This window comes from Undibacterium sp. YM2 (genome assembly GCF_009937975.1).
In the GTDB taxonomy this organism is placed as follows: domain Bacteria; phylum Pseudomonadota; class Gammaproteobacteria; order Burkholderiales; family Burkholderiaceae_D; genus Undibacterium.
Map to the genome: position 1 here is coordinate 6384255 of NZ_AP018441.1, position 19817 is coordinate 6404071.

The 19817-nt window shown below is 52.7% G+C and carries 18 protein-coding genes; 4 read left to right on the forward strand and 14 right to left on the reverse strand.

The features are described 5' to 3' along the window. Window positions 1-8: 8 nt before the first annotated feature. The 10 genes from UNDYM_RS29280 to UNDYM_RS29325 form a co-directional block, all read right to left on the reverse strand. Entirely contained in the window at window positions 9-1667 is a 1659-nt protein-coding gene (locus tag UNDYM_RS29280) for an ATP-binding protein (protein WP_162044301.1), read from the reverse strand. Then, window positions 1604-5335, reverse strand: coding sequence for a DNA repair ATPase (locus UNDYM_RS29285; RefSeq protein ID WP_162044302.1), 3732 nt, complete (start codon window positions 5333-5335; stop codon window positions 1604-1606). The genes UNDYM_RS29280 and UNDYM_RS29285 overlap by 64 nt, the downstream gene beginning before the upstream one ends. 118 nt (window positions 5336-5453) lie before the next feature. Next, window positions 5454-7652, reverse strand: a complete 2199-nt coding sequence (locus UNDYM_RS29290; protein WP_162044303.1) for a flotillin family protein — start codon at window positions 7650-7652, stop codon at window positions 5454-5456. 35 nt (window positions 7653-7687) lie between these two features. After that, window positions 7688-8368, reverse strand: a complete 681-nt coding sequence (locus tag UNDYM_RS29295) for a ubiquinone biosynthesis protein (RefSeq protein ID WP_162044304.1) — start codon at window positions 8366-8368, stop codon at window positions 7688-7690. A 97-nt stretch (window positions 8369-8465) separates the two neighbouring features. After that, window positions 8466-8795, reverse strand: a complete 330-nt coding sequence (locus tag UNDYM_RS29300; RefSeq protein WP_232063648.1) for a hypothetical protein — start codon at window positions 8793-8795, stop codon at window positions 8466-8468. Window positions 8796-8817: 22 nt separating this feature from the next. Next, complete coding sequence (locus tag UNDYM_RS29305; protein WP_162044305.1) at window positions 8818-9552, reverse strand: PspA/IM30 family protein; 735 nt, start codon at window positions 9550-9552, stop codon at window positions 8818-8820. A gap of 10 nt (window positions 9553-9562) precedes the next feature. After that, window positions 9563-9991 (reverse strand): DUF2170 family protein, encoded by a 429-nt coding sequence (locus UNDYM_RS29310; RefSeq protein WP_162044306.1) that lies wholly within the window; start codon window positions 9989-9991, stop codon window positions 9563-9565. 181 nt (window positions 9992-10172) lie between these two features. Then, window positions 10173-11126 (reverse strand): M23 family metallopeptidase, encoded by a 954-nt coding sequence (locus UNDYM_RS29315; protein ID WP_162044307.1) that lies wholly within the window; start codon window positions 11124-11126, stop codon window positions 10173-10175. Between the two features lie 11 nt (window positions 11127-11137). Then, window positions 11138-11368 carry a hypothetical protein gene (locus UNDYM_RS29320; RefSeq protein ID WP_162044308.1) on the reverse strand — a complete coding sequence of 77 codons (231 nt, stop codon included), beginning with the start codon at window positions 11366-11368 and terminating at the stop codon, window positions 11138-11140. After that, entirely contained in the window at window positions 11365-11859 is a 495-nt protein-coding gene (locus UNDYM_RS29325; protein ID WP_162044309.1) for a low molecular weight protein-tyrosine-phosphatase, read from the reverse strand. Before UNDYM_RS29325 ends, UNDYM_RS29320 begins: the two co-directional genes overlap by 4 nt. A gap of 169 nt (window positions 11860-12028) precedes the next feature. On the opposite strand from UNDYM_RS29325, the gene UNDYM_RS29330 reads away from it, so the two are divergent. Next, window positions 12029-12589, forward strand: coding sequence for a GNAT family N-acetyltransferase (locus tag UNDYM_RS29330; protein WP_162044310.1), 561 nt, complete (start codon window positions 12029-12031; stop codon window positions 12587-12589). On the opposite strand, the gene UNDYM_RS29335 is transcribed toward UNDYM_RS29330, so the two are convergent. After that, the gene (locus tag UNDYM_RS29335; protein WP_162044311.1) at window positions 12586-12855 is read right to left on the reverse strand and encodes a hypothetical protein; all 270 of its coding nucleotides are present in this window, start codon (window positions 12853-12855) and stop codon (window positions 12586-12588) included. The two genes, UNDYM_RS29330 and UNDYM_RS29335, sit on opposite strands and share 4 nt — an antisense overlap. A gap of 53 nt (window positions 12856-12908) precedes the next feature. On the opposite strand from UNDYM_RS29335, the gene UNDYM_RS29340 reads away from it, so the two are divergent. Next, window positions 12909-14426, forward strand: a complete 1518-nt coding sequence (locus UNDYM_RS29340) for a tetratricopeptide repeat protein (RefSeq protein ID WP_162044312.1) — start codon at window positions 12909-12911, stop codon at window positions 14424-14426. A 2-nt stretch (window positions 14427-14428) separates the two neighbouring features. Here UNDYM_RS29340 and UNDYM_RS29345 read toward each other — a convergent pair whose 3' ends face one another. The 3 genes from UNDYM_RS29345 to UNDYM_RS29355 all read right to left on the reverse strand — a co-directional run bounded on the left by UNDYM_RS29345 (window position 14429) and on the right by UNDYM_RS29355 (window position 17570). Further along, complete coding sequence (locus UNDYM_RS29345) at window positions 14429-14821, reverse strand: MAPEG family protein (protein ID WP_162044313.1); 393 nt, start codon at window positions 14819-14821, stop codon at window positions 14429-14431. A gap of 80 nt (window positions 14822-14901) precedes the next feature. Further along, complete coding sequence (locus UNDYM_RS29350) at window positions 14902-17094, reverse strand: molybdopterin cofactor-binding domain-containing protein (protein WP_162044314.1); 2193 nt, start codon at window positions 17092-17094, stop codon at window positions 14902-14904. After that, window positions 17091-17570, reverse strand: a complete 480-nt coding sequence (locus tag UNDYM_RS29355) for a (2Fe-2S)-binding protein (RefSeq protein ID WP_370529495.1) — start codon at window positions 17568-17570, stop codon at window positions 17091-17093. Before UNDYM_RS29355 ends, UNDYM_RS29350 begins: the two co-directional genes overlap by 4 nt. A 159-nt stretch (window positions 17571-17729) precedes the next feature. Between UNDYM_RS29355 and UNDYM_RS29360 the strand changes: the two genes are divergently transcribed. Both UNDYM_RS29360 and UNDYM_RS29365 read left to right on the forward strand, forming a co-directional pair. Beyond that, on the forward strand, window positions 17730-18908 hold the full coding sequence (locus UNDYM_RS29360) for a sensor histidine kinase (protein WP_162044316.1): 1179 nt from the start codon (window positions 17730-17732) through the stop codon (window positions 18906-18908). Next, entirely contained in the window at window positions 18905-19699 is a 795-nt protein-coding gene (locus tag UNDYM_RS29365; RefSeq protein WP_162044317.1) for a LytTR family DNA-binding domain-containing protein, read from the forward strand. Before UNDYM_RS29360 ends, UNDYM_RS29365 begins: the two co-directional genes overlap by 4 nt. The last annotated feature ends 118 nt before the right edge of the window (window positions 19700-19817 follow it).

Sequence of the window (19817 nt, forward strand, 5' to 3'; positions counted from 1 at the left end):
GCAAGTGTTCAGGGCTTGTCTTCTGCAGGCCTGGCGTCTTTCTCTTTTTTCTTTTTTTCTGCGTAACGCACAGGGATCAGATGTTTTTCCAGATCATGCAGGCTGGTGGACATTTCGCGCACATTGTCCCAGATACTATGATCAAGGCGCATCTTGTGGTTCATGGCGCTGATGATGGGCAGCAAGGTTTGCTCATAACTTTCAGCCAGACGCTTCAGGGTTGTTTGCAAAACTTCCTGATCGGGCATATTGATGTGCACATCACTTCTTGCCTTCTGCCCCAGAGCGGCAATCTGCTGGCTGATATCGGCCAGCAAATTGGCGACCTTGGTGGCGCCATCGGCATCTGCACCGCCCTGCTTGCGCAAGCGGCCAAATTCATGCAGCAAGTCTTGCCAGCGTGCCTGCTCTTCCGGCTGAGGCTGACCGAGCAGATGCGCGAGTTTCAAGAGATTTTCTTCTGCACCCACGGTCAGGGTCTGCGCTTCGCCGCGGTAGTGATCACGCAATAAAAGATCCAGTTCATCATCATGCATCAGCGCCGATATTTTTGGTGTCAGCTTGCTCATATTGCGGTAACTACCTTGCAACTTGAATGCAGGCTCGGTACGGAAATGATCATCTTGTGAGGCAGAGGCGATGTAAGCCTGATTCACCTTCAGCAAGGCATCACGCACTTTGAACAGGCGTTGCAAAAGCGCGCAGATTTCTGTAATTTCTTGCTGGCTGTAGACATGCTTCAAATCGCTGGCCGGTATGGGTTCGCCCTGCGCCATTCTGATCAGTTGGTAGGTATCTTGCGGGTCGCGGGTACTCAACAAATGCAGCGCCGGGTGTGATACCAGGGCATTTTCTATATATGACAGGGCAAAGGCATCTTCCTTGCCGCTCAGCACATCACCCAGATTATAAATATCGGCACGGTTTGCCAGCATATCGGGAATCTTGAACATCTCGCCCGATTCAGTATACGGGTTACCAGCCATGACAATGGCAAAGCGCTTGCCGCGCAAGTCGTAACTCTGGCTGGCACCGCGCCACACACCTTCTATGCGGCGCGTACCGTCGGCCAGGGCAATGAATTTTTGCAGGAATTCAGGGTGAGTATGCTGGATATCATCCAGATACAGCATCACATTATTACCCATGGCCAGACCGAGATTGAGCTTCTCCAATTCCATCCGGGCGGCACTGCTGCTGGCTTGCGCAGGATCAAGCGAAGTGACATTGTGACCCAGCACCGGGCAATTGATACGGACAAAAATCATCCCCAGCCTGTCACCCAGATATTCCATCAGCGTGGTCTTGCCATAACCCGGTGGTGAAATCAGCAAGAGCATGCCCATGGAGTCAGTACGTCTTTGTGCGCCGGCAGCACCTATCTGTTTGGCCAGGTTATCACCCACCATGGGCAGGTAGACTTCATCAATCAGACGATTGCGCACAAAGCTGGACAAAGGCTTGGCCTGGAATTGCTCAAGATGCAAACGGGTTTTTTCTTCCTGTACCAGTTGCAGGCGCAGGGTTTGCAATTCCTGATAGGCAGGAACGATGAGTTTGACATGGTGAGAGAGCCTGCGCATGAAGTCATTGAGCTGCAGATTCAAGACCGGGCCCTTGTCTTGCGCATCTGCTGGCGTAGTGACAAGCACATGTTCACCCAGCATACCGCTAACCTGCGCCTGCAAATCTGCTGAATGTATGCGGCGCGGCAAGTTACACAGCAAGGCAGCGCTAACTTCTGGCAGGAGATTCTGGTCCAGTTGCTGGTGCGTGATATAGCCATGCACCCATTCACTGGCGAGTTGCCAGCGTGCATGCAAAGCCAGGGTTTGCTCTTGCCACGGCAGGGGATGGCATTTCTGGTCAGATGCTGCAATATACCCTGCATGATGTCATTAGCAGCGCGGCTGCATATCCATTCATGTGCTGTTGCGCGTTTAACGCCACCAGCATCCTGACCTAGTTCATCGAGCAAATAGCTGGCTGCTTCTTCCATTAACATGGACATGGATTCTGTGTCTGCTTCCATGCAGTGACTGAAATCCAGATGCTGTTGTTGCAGATATTTTTGCAGGGCTTGCTGTTGTTCAACGGCGAGCTGGCGTAACAGGCGGCCATTGCCAAATTGCTTGCTCATCAGTTCAGCCTGCTCAGCCTGATGCTTCAAAGTCTGCGCTGCCACTTGCAGGCTGGGGGTGATGCTCAGATGTTGCCAGTACAGCACAGCGACTGCCCTTGCCAGCGGCTTGTAGCGCAATAGCCCGGCATTCTCCACCATGGGCACCAGATTGCGCAGGATAGCGCTGGCATCCTGATCATGCACACCTTTTTGATAGCCTTCCTGAAAACGTGCTGCAGCAAAGCGCCGCACCAGGGTATCAAGTATTGCGGTATCAGTCTGTACGGCAGCCTCCAGCAATTCTTGCCATTTGCCATTGCCTGCCTCTGCACGGGAACTCTCCATGATTTGATAAGCAAGGTATTCGGCGCGATAAACTTGCGGGGATTCTGACAGTATCTCCAGCCCCCAATAAGGTCGCAATGCTTCAATGCGCGCATCTTCAACCGCACAGAAATAATCTGTGCCGCTGATGTGGTAAGACAGCTTGTCTTGTCTGGCGATAATGGTCAGGTCCAGCAATTGCTGGTTGACGGTAAATGCATGGCGGCCCAGGCGTATGGTATTGCCAGTCACCAGCTCACTGCGGTCACGCAAGGAACGCTGGGCTTGTTCACGTATGCTCTTGAGTTGCCCTGCCAAATCATCAGCCGCAACCTGATTACCCAGCTTGCGCAATTCTTCTATGCTCGCCCTGAGTTTATTGAGCAGGGAATCAGAGGCAAAATAAGCCTCCATTTGCGCCTGCTCCTGGAACTGCGTCAGGCGCTTGGGGATGCCGGCCAAAATACGGCGTGCTGCCTCCATGATGGCCTGGGCGCGGCGTGAACGGGCATCGTTCAGGATTTGTTTCTTGCCTTCAAAAGTTTCGTATACCGATTCGCGTTTGTGAGCGATTTCTGTCAGATATTCATCCTGTTCGGCAAAACGACCTTCCAGTTCTTCCAGTTGCGCCAGCAAACGGGTTAGCAATTCATCACAACGTTCAGGCGTAGCGGCCTGCTCCAGCGCGCTGTCTACCGATTGAGCAAACAGCTTTAATTGCGCCGCAAATTCGGCAGCAGATTCACCCTGTGACAACTGCTTGCGACGCAAGCGTGCCTCTGCCCGCAGTTTATTCAGTTCAGCATAGATACCGGATATCGTATCCAGTATCCTGGTGCGCAAACTGGCGTCCCCAACCGCCAGTGTCCCCAGCAATTCTGTCAAGCCATCGAGATTGTGCGCGTGCTTGTCCAAAGCTTCGTAGACGGGTGCCAGTTCTGCCGTGGTTTGCAGGCTGCCCAGTTGGCTGCTGAATTTGGCAACTTCTTCATGGATTTTTACAAAGGCATCGTCGCGTGACAAGAATTGCACGGTGCGCTCTGCTACCCGTTTTTCTTCAGTTGCCAGTTCATCGTCAAGTGCATGCAGGCGCGCCACATCCATATAACGCTGCTCTTTGAGCCCGGTCAATTGCCCGCGCAGCAAGCGTATCTGGTCCAGCGCGGTGATGAAATCACCGGGCGCATGCCATAAGCGGCTGGCGGTTTCTGTCAGCAACTGCTTTTGGGCAAACTCCGTTTGCTGCAAGGTTTTTCTGGCCTGGCTTTGTATGGCCGCTACCTTGTCAAACTCATCCAGGGTGGCGCGTGCCACTTCTATCAGGCTCTGTACATCCTTGCCGATTTCCCGGGCTTGTTCTGCACTCAGCCAATAATAGGCATCGATCAGATGCCGTGCTTGTTTGGCGATTGCTTCATAGACAAAGCGACTGGGCAGTTTCGCATTGCTGCTACCGTCCTGTTCACGCACTGACTTGGCCAGCGAATACAGTTCAGACAAACCGCGTACCAGCTCGCGGTTACCTATCTTGCCAAAGAAACTTTGACGCGGGGCCTGCCTGGCGGCATGATCCTCGCTGAGGAAAGGCGTCTGCCATAATTGCATCGCATGGTTGCGGGTAGGCTCGTCGCTCTCGGCAGTAAACAACATCATGCGCCCGTCGCCATAGCGGGCATAACCTTGCGCCAGCAGGGGCTGTTCCAGTGATTTGTTGATGAGGTTATAGGTCAGCAAGACATAAATGCCCGGTTCAACGCCATAAAACACGTACAAGACATCTTCACCATTGGGTGACAGGACACGGCGCTTGAATTGCAAGTCTGTCGGCAAGTCACTGAACAGGCGATGTTCGCCGCTTTGCAGTATGTAACCACCAGGAAAAACGATGCCGTGGTCTTCTGGCAATTGCACGCAAGACCTGCCTATCGCATCCACTCTTAGCACTTGCTGGGTGCGGCGCACATACACCAGATAACGGCTCTGGGTTTCGCGGTAAGGCTTTACCCGCAACAGTATCAACTCACCTACTGCTGCGTAGGCGATCTCCGCATCATTCAAGGACTGGTTGGCATCTTCCGCCGGTTCGGCGTAGATACCCAGGCCTGTGTCAGTATTATTTTCTATCTTGACGGTGAGGTCGCCGCCTATGGATTCGACAAACAGGGTATCAAGAATATTGACATGGGAATGCTTGCCTATGACATGCTGTTCACGGGTGGCCGACAGCCATTCAAAATCATGGGCGGGTGGCAGGGCAATATCTCTTTCACCCCGGTTATCGATATAGCTGACGGTGCCATCATCTTTTATCTGCCAGCGAAACACGCGAATATCCGACATGCGTTCGCCGATCTTGAAGGCAGCCAGCAATTTTCCCAGGTGCACACGCAGTTGCACCAGTTGGGCATTTTTATAATAGCTGTAGAGTTCCCTGAACTCATTCAGGAAGCGCGTATCGCTGAGGAAGGTATCCTCCAGCTTCACCGGTTCCAGCTCATGCTGCCCGCTGCTATTATCCAGGCGATACAGGGCAAACACATCTTCAACCCGGGTCTCTTGCCGCAGGCCGATGAAGACGTTGTAACCCAGCACCAGGATGTCGCCAACCAGGACCAGGTCGCGCGATACGCAATTATTTTCAGTGCGCGCACGCGTGCGTGCCAGCAGGCTCATCTCGTCACGGCCAAACTCTTCCAGCCTGGCACTATTGAGCAACGCCGCCTTGTCGGATATCAGCTTGCCTTGATTATTAAGCCGCTGACGCAGCAAATCAAAACTGCCGGAATGCTCACCAGCAGCAACTTGCTGATTTGATTCATCAACTGAAGCATTGCTGCTTGTACTACTTTGTGTATTGCTGGGTGCGGCGTGCTCAGGCATTGCGTTCATTGCTGGGTTTTCCGTTTGTTTTTTCGTTTGCATATCAGGCAGTCATCAGCAACTGCATTGACGCGAAGAAAAGTGCAAGCCTGCACCTTTCTCCGGGAATAAAGTCATGCAAATTTTCTTATGGCAAAACTTTCTCTGCACCCTCTGCGCCCTTGCCCAGACTGTTGATCAGCGTGTGCAGTGCACTTCTCTGTTGCGCCGTACCCTGTGTATTCACTCTGGTCAGGAAAGCAGACAAGGACAGGTTTTGCAATTCAGCAGATGAACCACCCAATGCACCTACCAGATCACGCAAATCATGCACCATGTCGCGTTCGCCACTCAGGTGATTTTTCAAGCCAACCTGCAGGGTTTTACTCTTCTGTATCGTACCGTCTATACCTTTGCCTATCGCCAGGGCATTGACGAAGCGGTCGAAGTAATCGCCCTCGCCACCAACGATATCAATATTGGCATTTTGCAGCGCCTTGCCGAGTACGTCAGCCTGGTCTTTGGCAATATGTGTCTGCGCGTCCAGACCTTTCATGATTTGCTGGTTGGAGATTTCCAGTTGCATACGGAATTCTTCATGAGCGCGGGTTTCATCACTCATGGCGGCCATGGCTTCAAATTTCTGACGCAGGCCTTTGGACTCTGCTTCAAAGCGGGTTTGTATGACGTGGGCTTCCGCATCACCATGGGTGACTGTTGCGCTGGCATCTGCCGTTTTGACGTTTGCCGCAGCCAAGCCCATTTGCTCATGGCCCTGAGCTTCAGCCTGCATATGCAAGCGCAGGGATTCTGCGTCTGCTGCACCCTGTTTGGCAGTTGCTTCGGCACCGGCAATGCGTACATTGGCTTCTGCACGTCCCAGTTGCTCTTTGCCCTTGGCTTCCGCTTCCATTTGCATGCGGGTTGATTCTGCCTGTGCTGCACCCTGCTTCAGGATGGCTTCAGAGGCAGCGATCCTGACTTTGGCGTCGGCCAGGCCAGGTGCGGCCAGTTCTGCTTCACGGCCTTCGGCTTCGCGTTTTTTGGATTCGGCTGCTTTCTCTGCAACTTTCAATGCTGCATCGGCCAGTGTCAGATCTTGTGCTGCCCTGTGTTTGGCGGAGCGCTCTTCTGCTTCTGCTGCTTTGACAGTCAGCACCATTTTTTCTTCGGCACTGGCTTCTGCAGTGATTACCACACTCTTCTTCTGACGGTCAGCTTCTGCGACTACACGTACTTCCTTGATGGCCTCTTCCTGTTCGGCGACTGTGCGTTCCACCACGATGCGTTCACGGATAACGTCGGCAATCGCTTTCTTCTGGATTTCTATGGCTTTTTCTTTTTCTATGGATTGCAGCGCGACTTCTCTTTCCCTGTCGACGATTTCCAGTTGACGGGCCCTTGTCACACGCTCTTCTTCAATCGCAACTGCACGCTTGCGATTGTTTTCTGCCACTTCTTTTTCACGCATGGTATTTTCTTGCTGCACCAGTACGATCTGTTCAGATTGCAAACGTGCCAATTCAGATTTGGCATGTTCTTCAGCCTGGACTTTCTGGGTCTCGGCCTGCTCACGCGCACGTACCGATCCTATTTCACGCCCCTGACGTGATTCAGCATCAGATTGCTGGCGTTCAAGTTCGAGTATGGCTTCGCGGGTTTCCACGTTCTTTTTCTTGATGCGCATTTCTTCATCACGCTTCAATTCATTGGTGCGTATACTTTCTATCGCGGTCAGCTCAGTGATTTTTTTGATACCCTGGGCATCGAGGATATTGTGGGCATCCATTTTATCCAGCGATGTTTGCTCGATATAATCAATCGCCGCATCTTCGAGCACATAGCCAGACAGGTCATCACCAATCTGGCGAATGATTTCATCACGGAAGCGATTGCGCGCCTGATACAGATCAACAAAGTCCATGGACTTGCCAACGGTCTTGAGTGCTTCTGCAAACTTGGCGGCGAACAGGCTTTCCAGCGTGTCCTGGTGCGAGGCACGTGCGCAGCCTACCGCTTGTGCGACCTTCAACACGTCCTGCGCGGTCTTGTTGACGCGGATAAAAAAAGTGACCTTGATGTCGGCACGGATATTATCCATGCAGATCAAGCCATCCTTACCCATCCTGGCGATTTCTATGGTCTTCAGAGAAATCTCCATGAGTTCTTTTTTATGGATGATGGGATAAACAATGCCACCAGTGAAAGTGACATCCGGCTCTGCCCTGAGAGTATTGATAATCATCGCATGGCCCTGTTCCACCTTGTGGTAGAACTTGGCGAACATCGCCAGTGCACCGAGTAACACAATAACGCCGAAGCCAATTGCGAGCAGCATGATGTCCATGAAATTCCTTTGTTTGTCTTTTGGTAAATTTAAAATTAAATCTGCTCGGTAAGAGCACTTACTTCGTACTGCTGATTGCCGTCGTTATAAGCAAGCACGACTGCGACTGAATTCTTTTTCAAGCTATTGGGGCTGGCTGCCCATACCCGGATATTGATGGCGACACCATGATCTTCGATTTCTGCGCGGCCAAATTTCTCATCCACGCTTTCTGTCACGATGCGGCAGCTATGACCAATCAGACTATGGTTGTCCCTGGCATAATGACGCACAAACAAACTGCGCATGGGTTTGATGAGTCTGGCAGAAATAGGAATGGACAAGGCCATGGCGGCCAGCAGCGTGCCACTACCCGCGACTAATTGCAGCGCAGCCGTTGGCACCAGGGCCAGCAAATATTGATGTGCCAGTGCCGTGAATAGCCAGGTAAAGAAAATGATGAGGGTCGCGACGATGGAAAAAGGTACGCCACCCAGCCCCATTGCTACCAGATATCCCGCCACGGTATGCAGGTCGGCACTGTCACCATCTGCATGAACATCATGATGGCCAAGATCATGGTGACCAAGGTGCAGGTCATGGCCACCACCAGCATCGAGGTGATGACCAAAATCAACCAGGCCGAAGATGGAGAGCAGCCAGTACACTACAAGTACACCCATCAGCACACTGGGTATTGAGGTTGGAAAGCTGCTCAGCAACTGCCAGATATTCATGAATTTTCCCTGTCTGTTATTTTTGTTGATATAAGCCGCATCGGCCAGTTCTTAAGTAAGCACCGGGGTGATCGTAACAGGCTCCATCATGTCAGGATTATTTTTTTGTAAAATTGATCAACTCCTGATTCAGGCGCTCTTTGATCGCGCGCTTGTCTTCCAGATCTATGCCGAAGCGCTCCGCCAGCATGACGTAGTCAGCATCACTCAAAGTGACCGTCAGACGCGGCCTGACAGGCTTGCTGTTATAGGGCAAACCCAGTATCAGGCGTATCTGGTCTGAAGGTGATAACTGGTTGTCGAAGGCGGCGCGGCGCACAGCTTCTATAACCTGTTTTTCAACATCAAACGCCACCTGCACCGCACGCAGGGCAGCGTCAGAACTAGTCCAGCTTGACGATGTTTTGACCATGTGATTCTCAGGCATCTGTCTTATTTAATTGGCGCCATCATTGGCCATCGCTGGTCGCTGGCTTCATCATTGCCACTTGCCGTGCACTGAATTTCGCCTGCAACCTGGCCAGAACCAAAGCTTTCTGGTCAGGTACCTGCCCTATGCCCGCAGCCGCCAGTTTCTGGTCAAGTGCTTTACCGCCCAATTCATTTTCCAGTACATCTGCTGCATGCATCTGGTCTGCCATGTCCTGATGGCGCTGCTTGATACGTTCCAGCGATTCTTTGGCGCTCATGAGTTTTGAACCACTGGCACCCATGGTCTGGGAAATAGTGGCAGTCGCCTGATATACGCTCTCGGTGGTTTTCGCCATGGCGAGCTGGCGCACATGTTCACGCAAGCTGGTTTCGGCATTGCGTATCATGTCCTTGAGCTTATTGATGTTTTCTGCGAATTCATTACGTGAGGCATTTTGTTCAGTAATCGCAATTTCGAGATGGGCGAGCTTGCCTGCGACTTCTTCAGCCAGCACCAGCTCATTTTTTTGCATGGCCTGCAAAGCCAGCTCTTCATAGCGTGCCAGCTCTGCCTGCAGGCTTTCAATTTCTCGCGCTGCCTGCATTTCTTTTGCCATTACGGCAGTCAGGTTTTGCTTGGCCCTGGCGACATGCGCTTTCGCTTCGACTATCTCTTGCTCATAAATGCTACTGGCATTCTGGTCAACCACGCTTTGCCCGATTTCACGCAAATTGCCTCTGAGCATAGTCAGAATTTTAGAAAAGACAGCCATGGTAGTCCCCTTATTTCAGATATTCAGTGAATACATCTAAAGCTTCAATCGCATTGTCAGCCACCATGGCGACATCGATGGCGATGTCTTCCACTGACGCATCATGTGCCAGCGACCCATAAATGACATAGTGCTGTCCTATACGCCCAAAATTGGAAAGGGGGATAGAGATATTCAAATCCATCATGGCTTCCAGCATTTCTGCGCGGCGCTCTGGCCTGATTTCCTCTTCTGTCCACAGATAACAGATGCAGAGTACCTGACTGGGGGATACGGTGACAAAAACCGGTAGTTCGGCCTGGCTTTCTATGCTGATGCGCATGACCGGCACACCTTCAGGCTCCGTCACAGGCAATAAGCTGGCACTGACATCCGCCAGACCCATGCGCCGGGACAGTATATTTTCTATACCTGCCAGACGCTTCATCAGCTCTTCCATACAACTCCCTCAGTTCTTTCAGCAATTACAAAAAAAGGATACGAGACATATTATGTCGCATTTTAGGCGCACGACATAAAATGTCAAGGGAGAAAAGTGAAAATATTTTTATGCTTTTTAAGCAACTATTTAAGCATGAAGCGATGCTGATAAGAAGACCAGAACTTAACCCGGACTGAAGTCAAGAGGCTGACAGGCAGCGTATAACGGTGTCGTCTACAGCCTTGCCACTGGGCAGGCATTCGCGCAGGGTCTTCCCGGCTTTGGTCTTGCTGGCGTTCACTGCGCGAGTATCAGGTATCAACCAGCTTTGATAGCGCGGCACAAACACGCCGTCATGCGCATTGCGGAAGCGAAATGGCAGGGAAATGATGGTACCAGCCTGATTGATCTGCACATGAAAATGCAGATGCGGTGTTGAAGAATAACCACTATTGCCGGACAGAGCGAGTACCTGCCCGGCCTCGACACGCATACCCGCTTGCACTTGAGCAGAGTGTTGCATGAGATGGAAATAGTCTGCCCAACTGCCATCGTCATGCAGGATGCGCACATAATTGGCCCTGTCGATATAAGCTTGCTCTACCCTGCCATCATCGGCGAACTGGCTGACCACTTCCACGACTTGCCCGGCACGCGCTGCCACGACGGTCGTGCCGATAGGCATATCGATATCAACCGCATAGCGGGTAGCAACCGTATGATGGGTAAACTGCGGGCCGTCGGCAGCCTGCAAAACCTGGAAACCTTGTGGGGCAACAAAAGGAATCTGATAACTGATGCTGGCATCGTGTTTGGCACTGGGGTCGCCCTGCACTATATGGCTACTGTAATCCATGGTATAGCCAAATTGCCTGTTGGCGGCGGCGATCTCTACCAGTTCCATGGTCTGGCCGCCCGCCATTTGTGCCTGTATCGGCCAGGGCTTACTCGAAGTCAGGTTGCTGAAGTTGCTGAGCTGCAGCGTCACTGTCACTGGCATACGGCTGGTATTGGTCGCCAGCAAGGTGTTGGATGACACACCTTTGACAGTTTCGATTTTTACGGGCTCATTGCGTGCCTGTATGGGCTCTGCAATGCAGAGAGGAGTCACCAGAAAAACTGGTAGCAAAAAAAACGTTGTGCGTGCTGACATGGACATACGCTTCAGCGTGCAGCACGCCAGATGGTACGACCACCGACATTGATACTCTCAACTTCACCGGTATCGCGCATGCCTTCCAGTACTGTCAATACCAGGGACAAAGGCGGTGCCACATCTGGCCAACGTATCCAGAACTGATGTATGCCTTCGGCGGTATCGGCGCTGGCTGGCCGTGTCTGCAGGTAACTGCGTATCGCACTCCTGGCAAATTCCAGTTCCTGGTCCTGCATCATGCGTCCCTCCGGTCAGCTTCCTGTTGTATGGTGCGTATGAGGCCAGCGCTGGCATCCTCGATATAATCCAGCACCAGGTCAAAGCCATCCGGCCCGCCATAGTAGGGGTCAGGCACGATTTCGCTGTCACTTTGGCTGGCATAATCCATCATGAGTTTGAGCTTGTGCAGATATTGTAGTGGGCAGGCAGCTTTCATGCGTGCCAGATTCTCCTTGTCCATGGCCAGCAACAGGTCGAATTTCTCAAAATCATCTGCAGTGAGTTTACGCGCCCTTTGTTGCGACAAGTCTATGCCACGCCGAGCTGCAAATTGTTGCGAGCGCGGATCAGGTGCCTCACCTATGTGATAGGCATGGGTACCGGCAGAATCGATATGCAAATCCAGCCCTGCTGCCCCGGCGTGGGCGCGGAATACGCCCTCGGCACTGGGTGAACGGCAAATATTGCCCATGCAGACAAACAGGACAGCCTTGGTAGCAGAAGTTTTCATTGCCAGCTCAGGGATTTAATATAGGGGAATTAATAAAGAGATAAAATTTTCTATTGCTATTGACATGTTAACACGCTGCCTGGCATGCGCAAAGCCAGATTCTGGCGCAAGAAACACATGTTATTATTTCAGCCCATCGCCAGCCAGAATTCATCTTACATAGACAGCCATGACAGCAAACGCCGCAGCAAACACCAACAGCAATACCGCAGACATCTATTTCCGCCCCGCCGTTGATGCCGACGCCGACACTATCGCGGCACTGGTGAACAGTGCCTACCGTGGCGACAGCAGCCGCGCGGGATGGACTACGGAAGCCGATTTGTTACAGGGCTCGCGCATATTCCCGCCTGAAGTGCGCGACCTCATCGCCAATCCCGATTCCGTGATCCTGCTGTGTTTGCAAGGTGAAGACATCATAGGTTGCGTGAATCTGGAAAAAACCGAAGGTGCCGCCTATCTGGGCATGTTTGTGGTGCGCCCTGTGCTACAGGGTAATGGCATAGGCAAACACTTCATGCAGACTGCTGAAAAGCATGCGCAAAAATTATGGGGCATCAACAAGATATGGATGACCGTCATCAGCGTCAGGGAAGAACTGATTGCTTACTACGAGCGCCGTGGCTATGTACGCACAGGTCGCTTCAAGCCCTTCCCATCTGATAATGGCAAGGAACAGATGCTGGTAGAAAACCTGCAGTTTGAAGAGATGGAAAAAATCCTGGACTAGGTTTTAGGCTCCTGAGGATAATAAATACTGACGGCGATGGCGATGCAAAAAGCGATGCCTACGCCGTATAGCAAGCGTATGTCGCTGCCGATGACATAGGGATAAAACATCAGTCCCACAGACAGCCATGTGACACGCTTGTTGGTTTTTTTCCTGCCATAGTAAAACGCGGCCATACCGAGCAAGCCAAAAACAAAGGCGGCAATCAGGTAGGCGCGGGAAGGCAACAGGCTCCATAACAGCGCCAACAATTCCTGTTCATCCATAGCATTAGTCCTTGATAAGATAGTCCAGATAGTACAGGAAATTGAACAGTAGAATGAGCAAACAAATCAGCGCAATATTGCAGCAGGCAGTCGCACTGCACCAGCAAGGCAGGCTGGATGCAGCAGAAGCACTCTACCTGCAGGTTTTACAAAACCAGCCTGAGCATTTTGATGCCTTGCAACTGCTGGGCGTCATAGCAAAACAACGTGGCGATGCCAGGCTGGCAGTGACACGTCTGCGCGAGGCGATTGCTATCGATGCACAGCAGGCGATTGCGCACGGCAACCTGGGTGCTGCCTTGCAAGACCTGGGCTTGCCAGAAGAAGCTTTGCTCAGTTATGACCGGGCGCTGCAATTGAAGCCAGACTACGCCATGGCCTGGAATAACCGTGGCAATACGCTGCGCAGCATGGGCAAACTGGTAGCTGCCCTGCATAATTATGACAAGGCCCTGCGCCTGAATCCCCGCTATACAGAAGCTTTATTAAACCGTGGTATCGCGCTGCAGGAAATGGACGAGCACCAGCAAGCCTTGCAAGACTTTGATGAAGCCCTGACATTAAAACCGCAAGATGCAGCCATCCATTTTGCCCGCGCTTTCAGCCTGCAGTGTTTGCGGCTGGAAGAAGATGCCATCGCAGGGTATGACGTTGTCTTGCATTTGCAGCCTGAGCATACTCAAGCCCTGTGCAACCGGGGTATCTGCCTGCAAAAAATACAGCGGTTAGCAGCCGCTGCAGACAGTTTTGAACAGGCAATAAAACTCAAACCGAATTACGTCAAGGCGCATCTGCAATACGGCAATACTTTACGCCAGATGGGGCAAGACGCTGCTGCCATCGCGGCCTATCAGACAGCAGCAAAACACTGCAAAGATGAGACAGAGCTGGCACACATCAATTATGCGCTGGCAGCATTGGGCGTGATGGATGCACCCGCAATGTCACCACCCGCCTACATCGCAGATTTGTTTGATCAGTACGCTACGCATTTTGATGAGCATTTGCTGAAAGTCTTGCATTATCAAATCCCCGCTTTGCTCGGCAAGGCATTGAGCAAACATGTTAAAGCCGGGCCTGGCAATTATCTGGACCTTGGTTGTGGCACAGGTTTGTGTGGCACTTATCTGCGGCCAACAGCCTGCAAATTGACAGGCATAGACTTGTCAGAAAAAATGCTGGGCCAGGCCAGAAAGACAGGCTTGTATGATGAACTGCACTGTGCAGAAATCAGCGACTGGTTGCAAGTACAAGACCAGGATTTTGACCTCATCATGGCTGCCGATGTGTTTGTCTATATCGGTGCACTCGATACCGTATTTGCTGCGGCCAGCCGTGTCATGCAGGCTGGCGCAGTGCTGGGATTTTCAGTGGAAGCCTCAGTTGAAAAAACAGACGAAAACACAGACTACATTTTGCGCTCATCCCAGCGCTATGCCCATAGCTATACCTACCTGCAACGGCTGGCGCATACACATGGATTCAAAATCGTCGAATCCAGCCAGGAAATTGCACGTCAGGACAGGGGCGAAGATGTACCCGCCCATATCCTGGTCATGATCAAAACCTAAGTCTAAGCCATCAACAAGATGGCGATGCTGGTTCCCATTCCGCCTGCCCACACCAGGGTGCGCAGGGTTCCCTGGTTCATCAGATAGGCCATGATATAGACGATGCGGATGGCGATGAACAAGACCGCCAGCTGGTCTATGCGCGCCTGATCAGCATGGGCTTGCTGTGCAAGAACAACCGCAGCAATAAACAGCGGCAGGGCTTCAAAGCCGTTTTGCTGGGCTGCATTGGCACGCTGCCGCCAGCCACTCAGGTTTTTGGCCCACTCCCTGGGATTATCATTGTCATACCTGCCTTGTTCACGTGGCACTTTCGCCGAGCCCCCCTTGGCCAGGCCGACTGACACTATCGGTAACAGGCAGGCTGCCAATACGCACCAGTTTGCTATCGTCATCTTTATCTCCTGGAATAGTGTGAATTCAAATTTGAGAATTGCACGATACCAGTAGTCACAACGAGCTGCAGCAAATATTTTTACGCCACCAGCATCCATCCTGCCTGCGTCAAAGGCAGGCGGGTCACAGGCTTGCCACTGGCTGCCAGCAAGGCATTGGCAATAGCCGGGCCTATCGATGGCGGGCCTTCTTCGCCCACGCCTTCCGGCCTGTCACCGGTACTCATGACCATGACGTCCAGTACGGGTGTCTGTGCCAGCGTGACCAGACGATAGCTATCAAAATTGCCCTGTTCCACCTGACCATCCTTGAAACTGATTTCGCCAAACAGGGCAGCAGATAGACCAAACAAGGTGCCACCCATCATCTGCGCCTCAACTGCTTTGGGATTGGCGACAACTCCCGGGTTGATACCAGCGGTAATTTTAACCAGACGGAATTGTCCGGGTTTGCTGATCGCAATTTCAACAATATGCGCACTGAACAGGAAGCTATTGCCGTTCATGGCAAAACCACGATAATGCCCCTTGGGCAAGGGCTTGCTCCAGCCTGCGCGTTCTGCCAGCGCATTCACAAAGGCAAGGGCCTTGGGATTGTGCTGCAACAGACGACGACGGTATTCCAGGCTGTCCATGCCCGCCTTGCGTGCAGCCTGTTCAAGCGTATGTTCAAGAAAAAAACAGTTTTGCGAATTGCCTACCGAGCGCCAGTAAGAACAGGGGACACCAAAATCAACACGTGTCCAGCGGGTATCGAATAAAGGGAATTTATAAGTGCTGCCGAACCAGCCCATGATATAGGTCCAGTCAAGACCATCCCTGGCCGGACTATTCGTGACCCGCGTATATTCGAGTAGTGAGGGGCCTGCAGTATCAAGCCGTAAAACCGTGGGCAGATAATCTTTATCCAGCGCCAGTTGCACGCGGGCAGCGGTGATGGGGCGGTAATAACCAGCCCGCATATCGTTCTCACGCGACCAGATGGTTTTTACGGTGGCACCGGCGGCTTTGGCGATCAAGGCGGCCTCGATAGCAAAATCATGTTCCAGCCTGCGGCCAAATCCGCCGCCTACATGCTGGGTATGTATCTGTACTTGCTCAGGCTGAAAACCCAGTGCCTTGGCGACGCCATTTTGTGTGTCCGTCTGGCTTTGGGTGGATAGCCAGACTTGTGCACCTGCAGCAGTCACTTCAACAGTGGCATTCAGGGGTTCCATCGTTGCATGGGCCAGGAAGGGCACATCAAAGCTGGTGTCGATAATGCTACCTGCCTCTTTCATCGCTGTCTCCGCAGCGCCTTCTTTTTGTTTTTTTGGGCGAGGGAAGAGCTTGCCATCGCCAGCAGCAACTGCCCTCAGCAAGCTGGTGCGCATCTCTGCGGTGTTGATGCTGGCATGCGCACCATCCTGCCATACAGGCTTGAGCAATTGCACAGCCTTGTGGGCTATCCAGTAACGATCGGCCACCACTGCCACAGCATTCGGCAGATGCACGACCTTGCGTACGCCTTTTACAGCCAGTGCAGGGCTATCATCCACGCTTTGCAAGCTGCTGCCAAAACGCGGCGCATGCAGGACAACTGCCATCAGCATGCCCGGCCTTTGCACATCGATACCAAACACGGCACTGCCATCTACCCGCGCCGGGATGTCGGGGCGTGGTGCTGACTGCCCCAGCACCTTCCAGTCTTTGGGTGATCTGATCACCGGTTTTTCTGGCGGTGTCAGCGCTGCCGCTGCCTTGATCAAGGCGGTATAGGGCAAGCTGCGGCCTGTGGCAGCATGAGCCACCTGCGCATTGCCTGCGGTGCAATCTTTAACATCGACCTGCCATTGCAAGGCTGCCGCCTGCAACAACATTTGCCTTGCTGCTGCACAGGCTGGTGCTATCGTTTCCAATGCAGAATTAAAACCGGCGCTGGCAAAAGTCGTGATGCCGGGCGGCCATTCCCTGTGGAATTGCTTGACGACGGGTGCATGTTGTATGCGTACATTTGCGATGGGCATCTCCAGTTCTTCTGCCACGATCTGGGCAATCGCCGCATGTGTGCCCTGTCCCAGATTGGTGACCGTCGTGTAAGCAGTGACCACACCTGTGCCGTCCATGCTGAGCCAGAAATCAAAGGGTGAATCAGAGGGTGAGACTGTCTTGCTTGCTTCATCTGCTGCCAGGCTATCAAGCATGGGTATGGTGCTGCTGCCCAGCACCCATGCACCGGCCACCAGGGAAGATTTAAGAAAATTCCTGCGCGCAGGCGAAGCCAGAGTAGTCATGCTTTTACCCCTTTCTTGCCTGGCAATGGCTTGAGCCTGGCAGCAGCAGTATGTATGGCCGCCCTGACACGCGGATAAGTACCGCAACGGCACAAATTGGTCATGACAGCATCGATTTGCTTGTCGCTGGGATGTGGTGTGGTTTTCAACAAGGCAGCAGCCGCCATCAGCATGCCTGACTGGCAATAACCACATTGCGGTACCTGATGCTCTATCCAGGCTTGCTGCAGGACATGGCTGCGGTCGGGCGACAGGCCTTCTATCGTCGTGATGTTGCGCCCATTCAGGCCTTCTACTGGCACAAGGCAACTGCGTAGCGCCTGACCATCCAGATGTACGGTACAGGCACCACACAGGCCGGCACCGCAGCCAAACTTGGTGCCTGTCAGGCCCAGGTCTTCACGCAGTATCCAGAGCAGGGGAGTATCGCCATCCGCCCGGCATGTGCGTACCTGTCCATTCACTTTGAGTTTCACATCCATGTGCTTCCCTTTGCCTTGTCAATTTAAAGCAGAAATTGATTATCTGGCAGCGATAAACTGTCTTGGCAAAGCTTGTGACGAAACCCCGAAACCCTGTCGCTGCTGCCTTTGTGTACAGGCAAATAAGCTCATACAGACTGCTATACTGCTGCCATGGAAAATGCCCGCCCAGATACTCCCGCCCTGAACCAGGCTCACCCTCTCACGGCGATCAGCTTGCTCAAGCTTTTGCTGAGCAATATCCTGGTATGGACCAGTTTGTGCGCCATTGGTGCACTCGGCAATTATGGTGACCTGGTCAAGTACGGAACTACCCAACGCAGCTTTAGCGAAATACTGTGGTTCTGGGTCAGCAGCCATTTGCTGATGATGGTGTTCAGTACCTGCCTCTACCTGATCTTCATGCGGTACGAGCGATTTCTCAGCAAGGCGAAGGGCATAGCGCTGGCCTATGCAATCATGCTGCTGTGCTTTCTACCGCTGGAAGTGATGTATATCGCCATCCTTGACCTGCTCAAGGACAAACCCGGTTTTGGCTTGCAAGATATCGTCAGTACGGCTTTCAATATGCGTAACTTTACGATTTTCCTCGAATTTGCCTGGTCCACCGGCACCTTCATTGCGGTACTGGCCATCTGTACCTGGCGGCAGGCGCGTGTGCGTGAACTGGCCTTGCAGCAATCGATGAACGATGTATTGCATCTGCGGCTGGATCTGGAACAGCAAAGGCTGGATGCCTTGCGCGGGCAACTGGAGCCACACTTCATCTTCAATTGCCTCAATGCCATCAGCGCCCTGGTCAGGAGTGATGACAAGCGCATCGCCCTGACCGGTCTGAACCGCCTCAGTGATTTGCTGCGCTATGCACTGACGGCCAGCAGCAGGGATTGGGTAAGCCTGGAAGATGAAATGACCTTCATACGCGATTACCTGGAATTACAAAGACTGCGCTACGGTGCACGCCTGCAGATCATCATCGCCGGTGATACCACCAATGTACTGGCAGGCGACTGCCCGCCCTTGCTGCTGCAACCTCTGCTGGAAAACGCCTTGCGCCATGATCTGGATTGTCACGAAGGCAGCAGCGATATCCGCATGCAATTCAAGCTGGATGGTGAAGAACTCAGTATTAAAGTCAGCAATACCATCAGCTATGGTGTCGCCGCCAACCCTGGCCTGGGGCTGGGCTTGCCACAAACCCGCGCCAGGCTGGAATTGATGTATGCCGGACGTGCCAGCATGCATAGTGGCCGCATACAAGATGAGAGACAACAGCGCTATGAAGTAGAAATCCGCATGCCCTTGCAGATGCCTGAGAGTGCGACAGCATGAACAATATTCGTACACTGATTGTCGATGATGAAGAACCCGGGCGGGCCAACCTGCGCTATGCCTTGCAGGATCACCCAGCCTGGAGCATCGTCGCTGAATGCGCAAATGTCGCCACGGCGCGTGAAGCACTTGATGCCTGTGCTGTCGATGTCATTTTTCTCGATATACAAATGCCACGCGAAACCGGCCTGATACTGGCACGTGAACTGAGTACCCAGGCAACACCACCGCTGGTGATTTTTGTCACCGCCTTCAACGCCCATGCGATAGAAGCCTTTGACCTGCACGCGCTGGATTACCTGCTGAAACCTTTTGACGATGAGCGTCTGGCACTATCGCTGGAACGTGCTGCTGCCATGCTCACCCAGCGCCAGCAAGCCAGTTATGCGCAAGCCATGAGCCAGTATGTCAAAGCTGAGGATGAGGCAAAAAAAGAACAGCCGGCTTACTGGCAACAAGTCAGCGTGCGCTCGGTAGGCCGCATAGAGTGCATACAGCTGGCAGATGTCTTATGGATAGAAGCGGCAGGAAATTACATGCAATTGCATCTGGGGCAGAGACAGGTATTGCACAGGGTGGCACTGAGTCAGCTCGAAAAACATCTTGATCCGGCGCACTTCATGCGTGTTCATCGCAGTGCCATCGTGCGCTGTGACCAGCTCAGTCAGCTTGAGGTATTGGGAGATGGGGTGTATCAATTGGTGCTCGCCAGTCAGGACAAAGTCCCGGTCAGCGAGCGCTATGTTGCCGAGGTCAGGCGACGCATGCATGATGGCTTGCGGACGACCTGACATCTTTTTTTCTTAAAACCTGTTTACGATCTGTAGCGAGCGTGCGTCAGCGGGGTGAAGAGCAGCGCAAAAAGCGGAATGTACTCTAGTACATGAGCATTTTGAGCAGCACATGAGT

Coding starts and splice junctions, on each gene's coding strand:
- UNDYM_RS29290 (WP_162044303.1), bottom strand. CDS start 7,652: ATGGACATCATGCTGCTCGCAATTGGCTTCGGCGTTATTGTGTTACTC.
- UNDYM_RS29365 (WP_162044317.1), top strand. CDS start 18,905: ATGAACAATATTCGTACACTGATTGTCGATGATGAAGAACCCGGGCGG.
- UNDYM_RS29315 (WP_162044307.1), bottom strand. CDS start 11,126: ATGTCAGCACGCACAACGTTTTTTTTGCTACCAGTTTTTCTGGTGACT.
- UNDYM_RS29320 (WP_162044308.1), bottom strand. CDS start 11,368: ATGATGCAGGACCAGGAACTGGAATTTGCCAGGAGTGCGATACGCAGT.
- UNDYM_RS29280 (WP_162044301.1), bottom strand. CDS start 1,667: ATGCTGGGTGAACATGTGCTTGTCACTACGCCAGCAGATGCGCAAGAC.
- UNDYM_RS29325 (WP_162044309.1), bottom strand. CDS start 11,859: ATGAAAACTTCTGCTACCAAGGCTGTCCTGTTTGTCTGCATGGGCAAT.
- UNDYM_RS29360 (WP_162044316.1), top strand. CDS start 17,730: ATGGAAAATGCCCGCCCAGATACTCCCGCCCTGAACCAGGCTCACCCT.
- UNDYM_RS29350 (WP_162044314.1), bottom strand. CDS start 17,094: ATGACTACTCTGGCTTCGCCTGCGCGCAGGAATTTTCTTAAATCTTCC.
- UNDYM_RS29310 (WP_162044306.1), bottom strand. CDS start 9,991: ATGGAAGAGCTGATGAAGCGTCTGGCAGGTATAGAAAATATACTGTCC.
- UNDYM_RS29295 (WP_162044304.1), bottom strand. CDS start 8,368: ATGAATATCTGGCAGTTGCTGAGCAGCTTTCCAACCTCAATACCCAGT.
- UNDYM_RS29345 (WP_162044313.1), bottom strand. CDS start 14,821: ATGACGATAGCAAACTGGTGCGTATTGGCAGCCTGCCTGTTACCGATA.
- UNDYM_RS29300 (WP_232063648.1), bottom strand. CDS start 8,795: ATGCCTGAGAATCACATGGTCAAAACATCGTCAAGCTGGACTAGTTCT.
- UNDYM_RS29330 (WP_162044310.1), top strand. CDS start 12,029: ATGACAGCAAACGCCGCAGCAAACACCAACAGCAATACCGCAGACATC.
- UNDYM_RS29340 (WP_162044312.1), top strand. CDS start 12,909: ATGAGCAAACAAATCAGCGCAATATTGCAGCAGGCAGTCGCACTGCAC.
- UNDYM_RS29285 (WP_162044302.1), bottom strand. CDS start 5,335: ATGAACGCAATGCCTGAGCACGCCGCACCCAGCAATACACAAAGTAGT.
- UNDYM_RS29305 (WP_162044305.1), bottom strand. CDS start 9,552: ATGGCTGTCTTTTCTAAAATTCTGACTATGCTCAGAGGCAATTTGCGT.
- UNDYM_RS29335 (WP_162044311.1), bottom strand. CDS start 12,855: ATGGATGAACAGGAATTGTTGGCGCTGTTATGGAGCCTGTTGCCTTCC.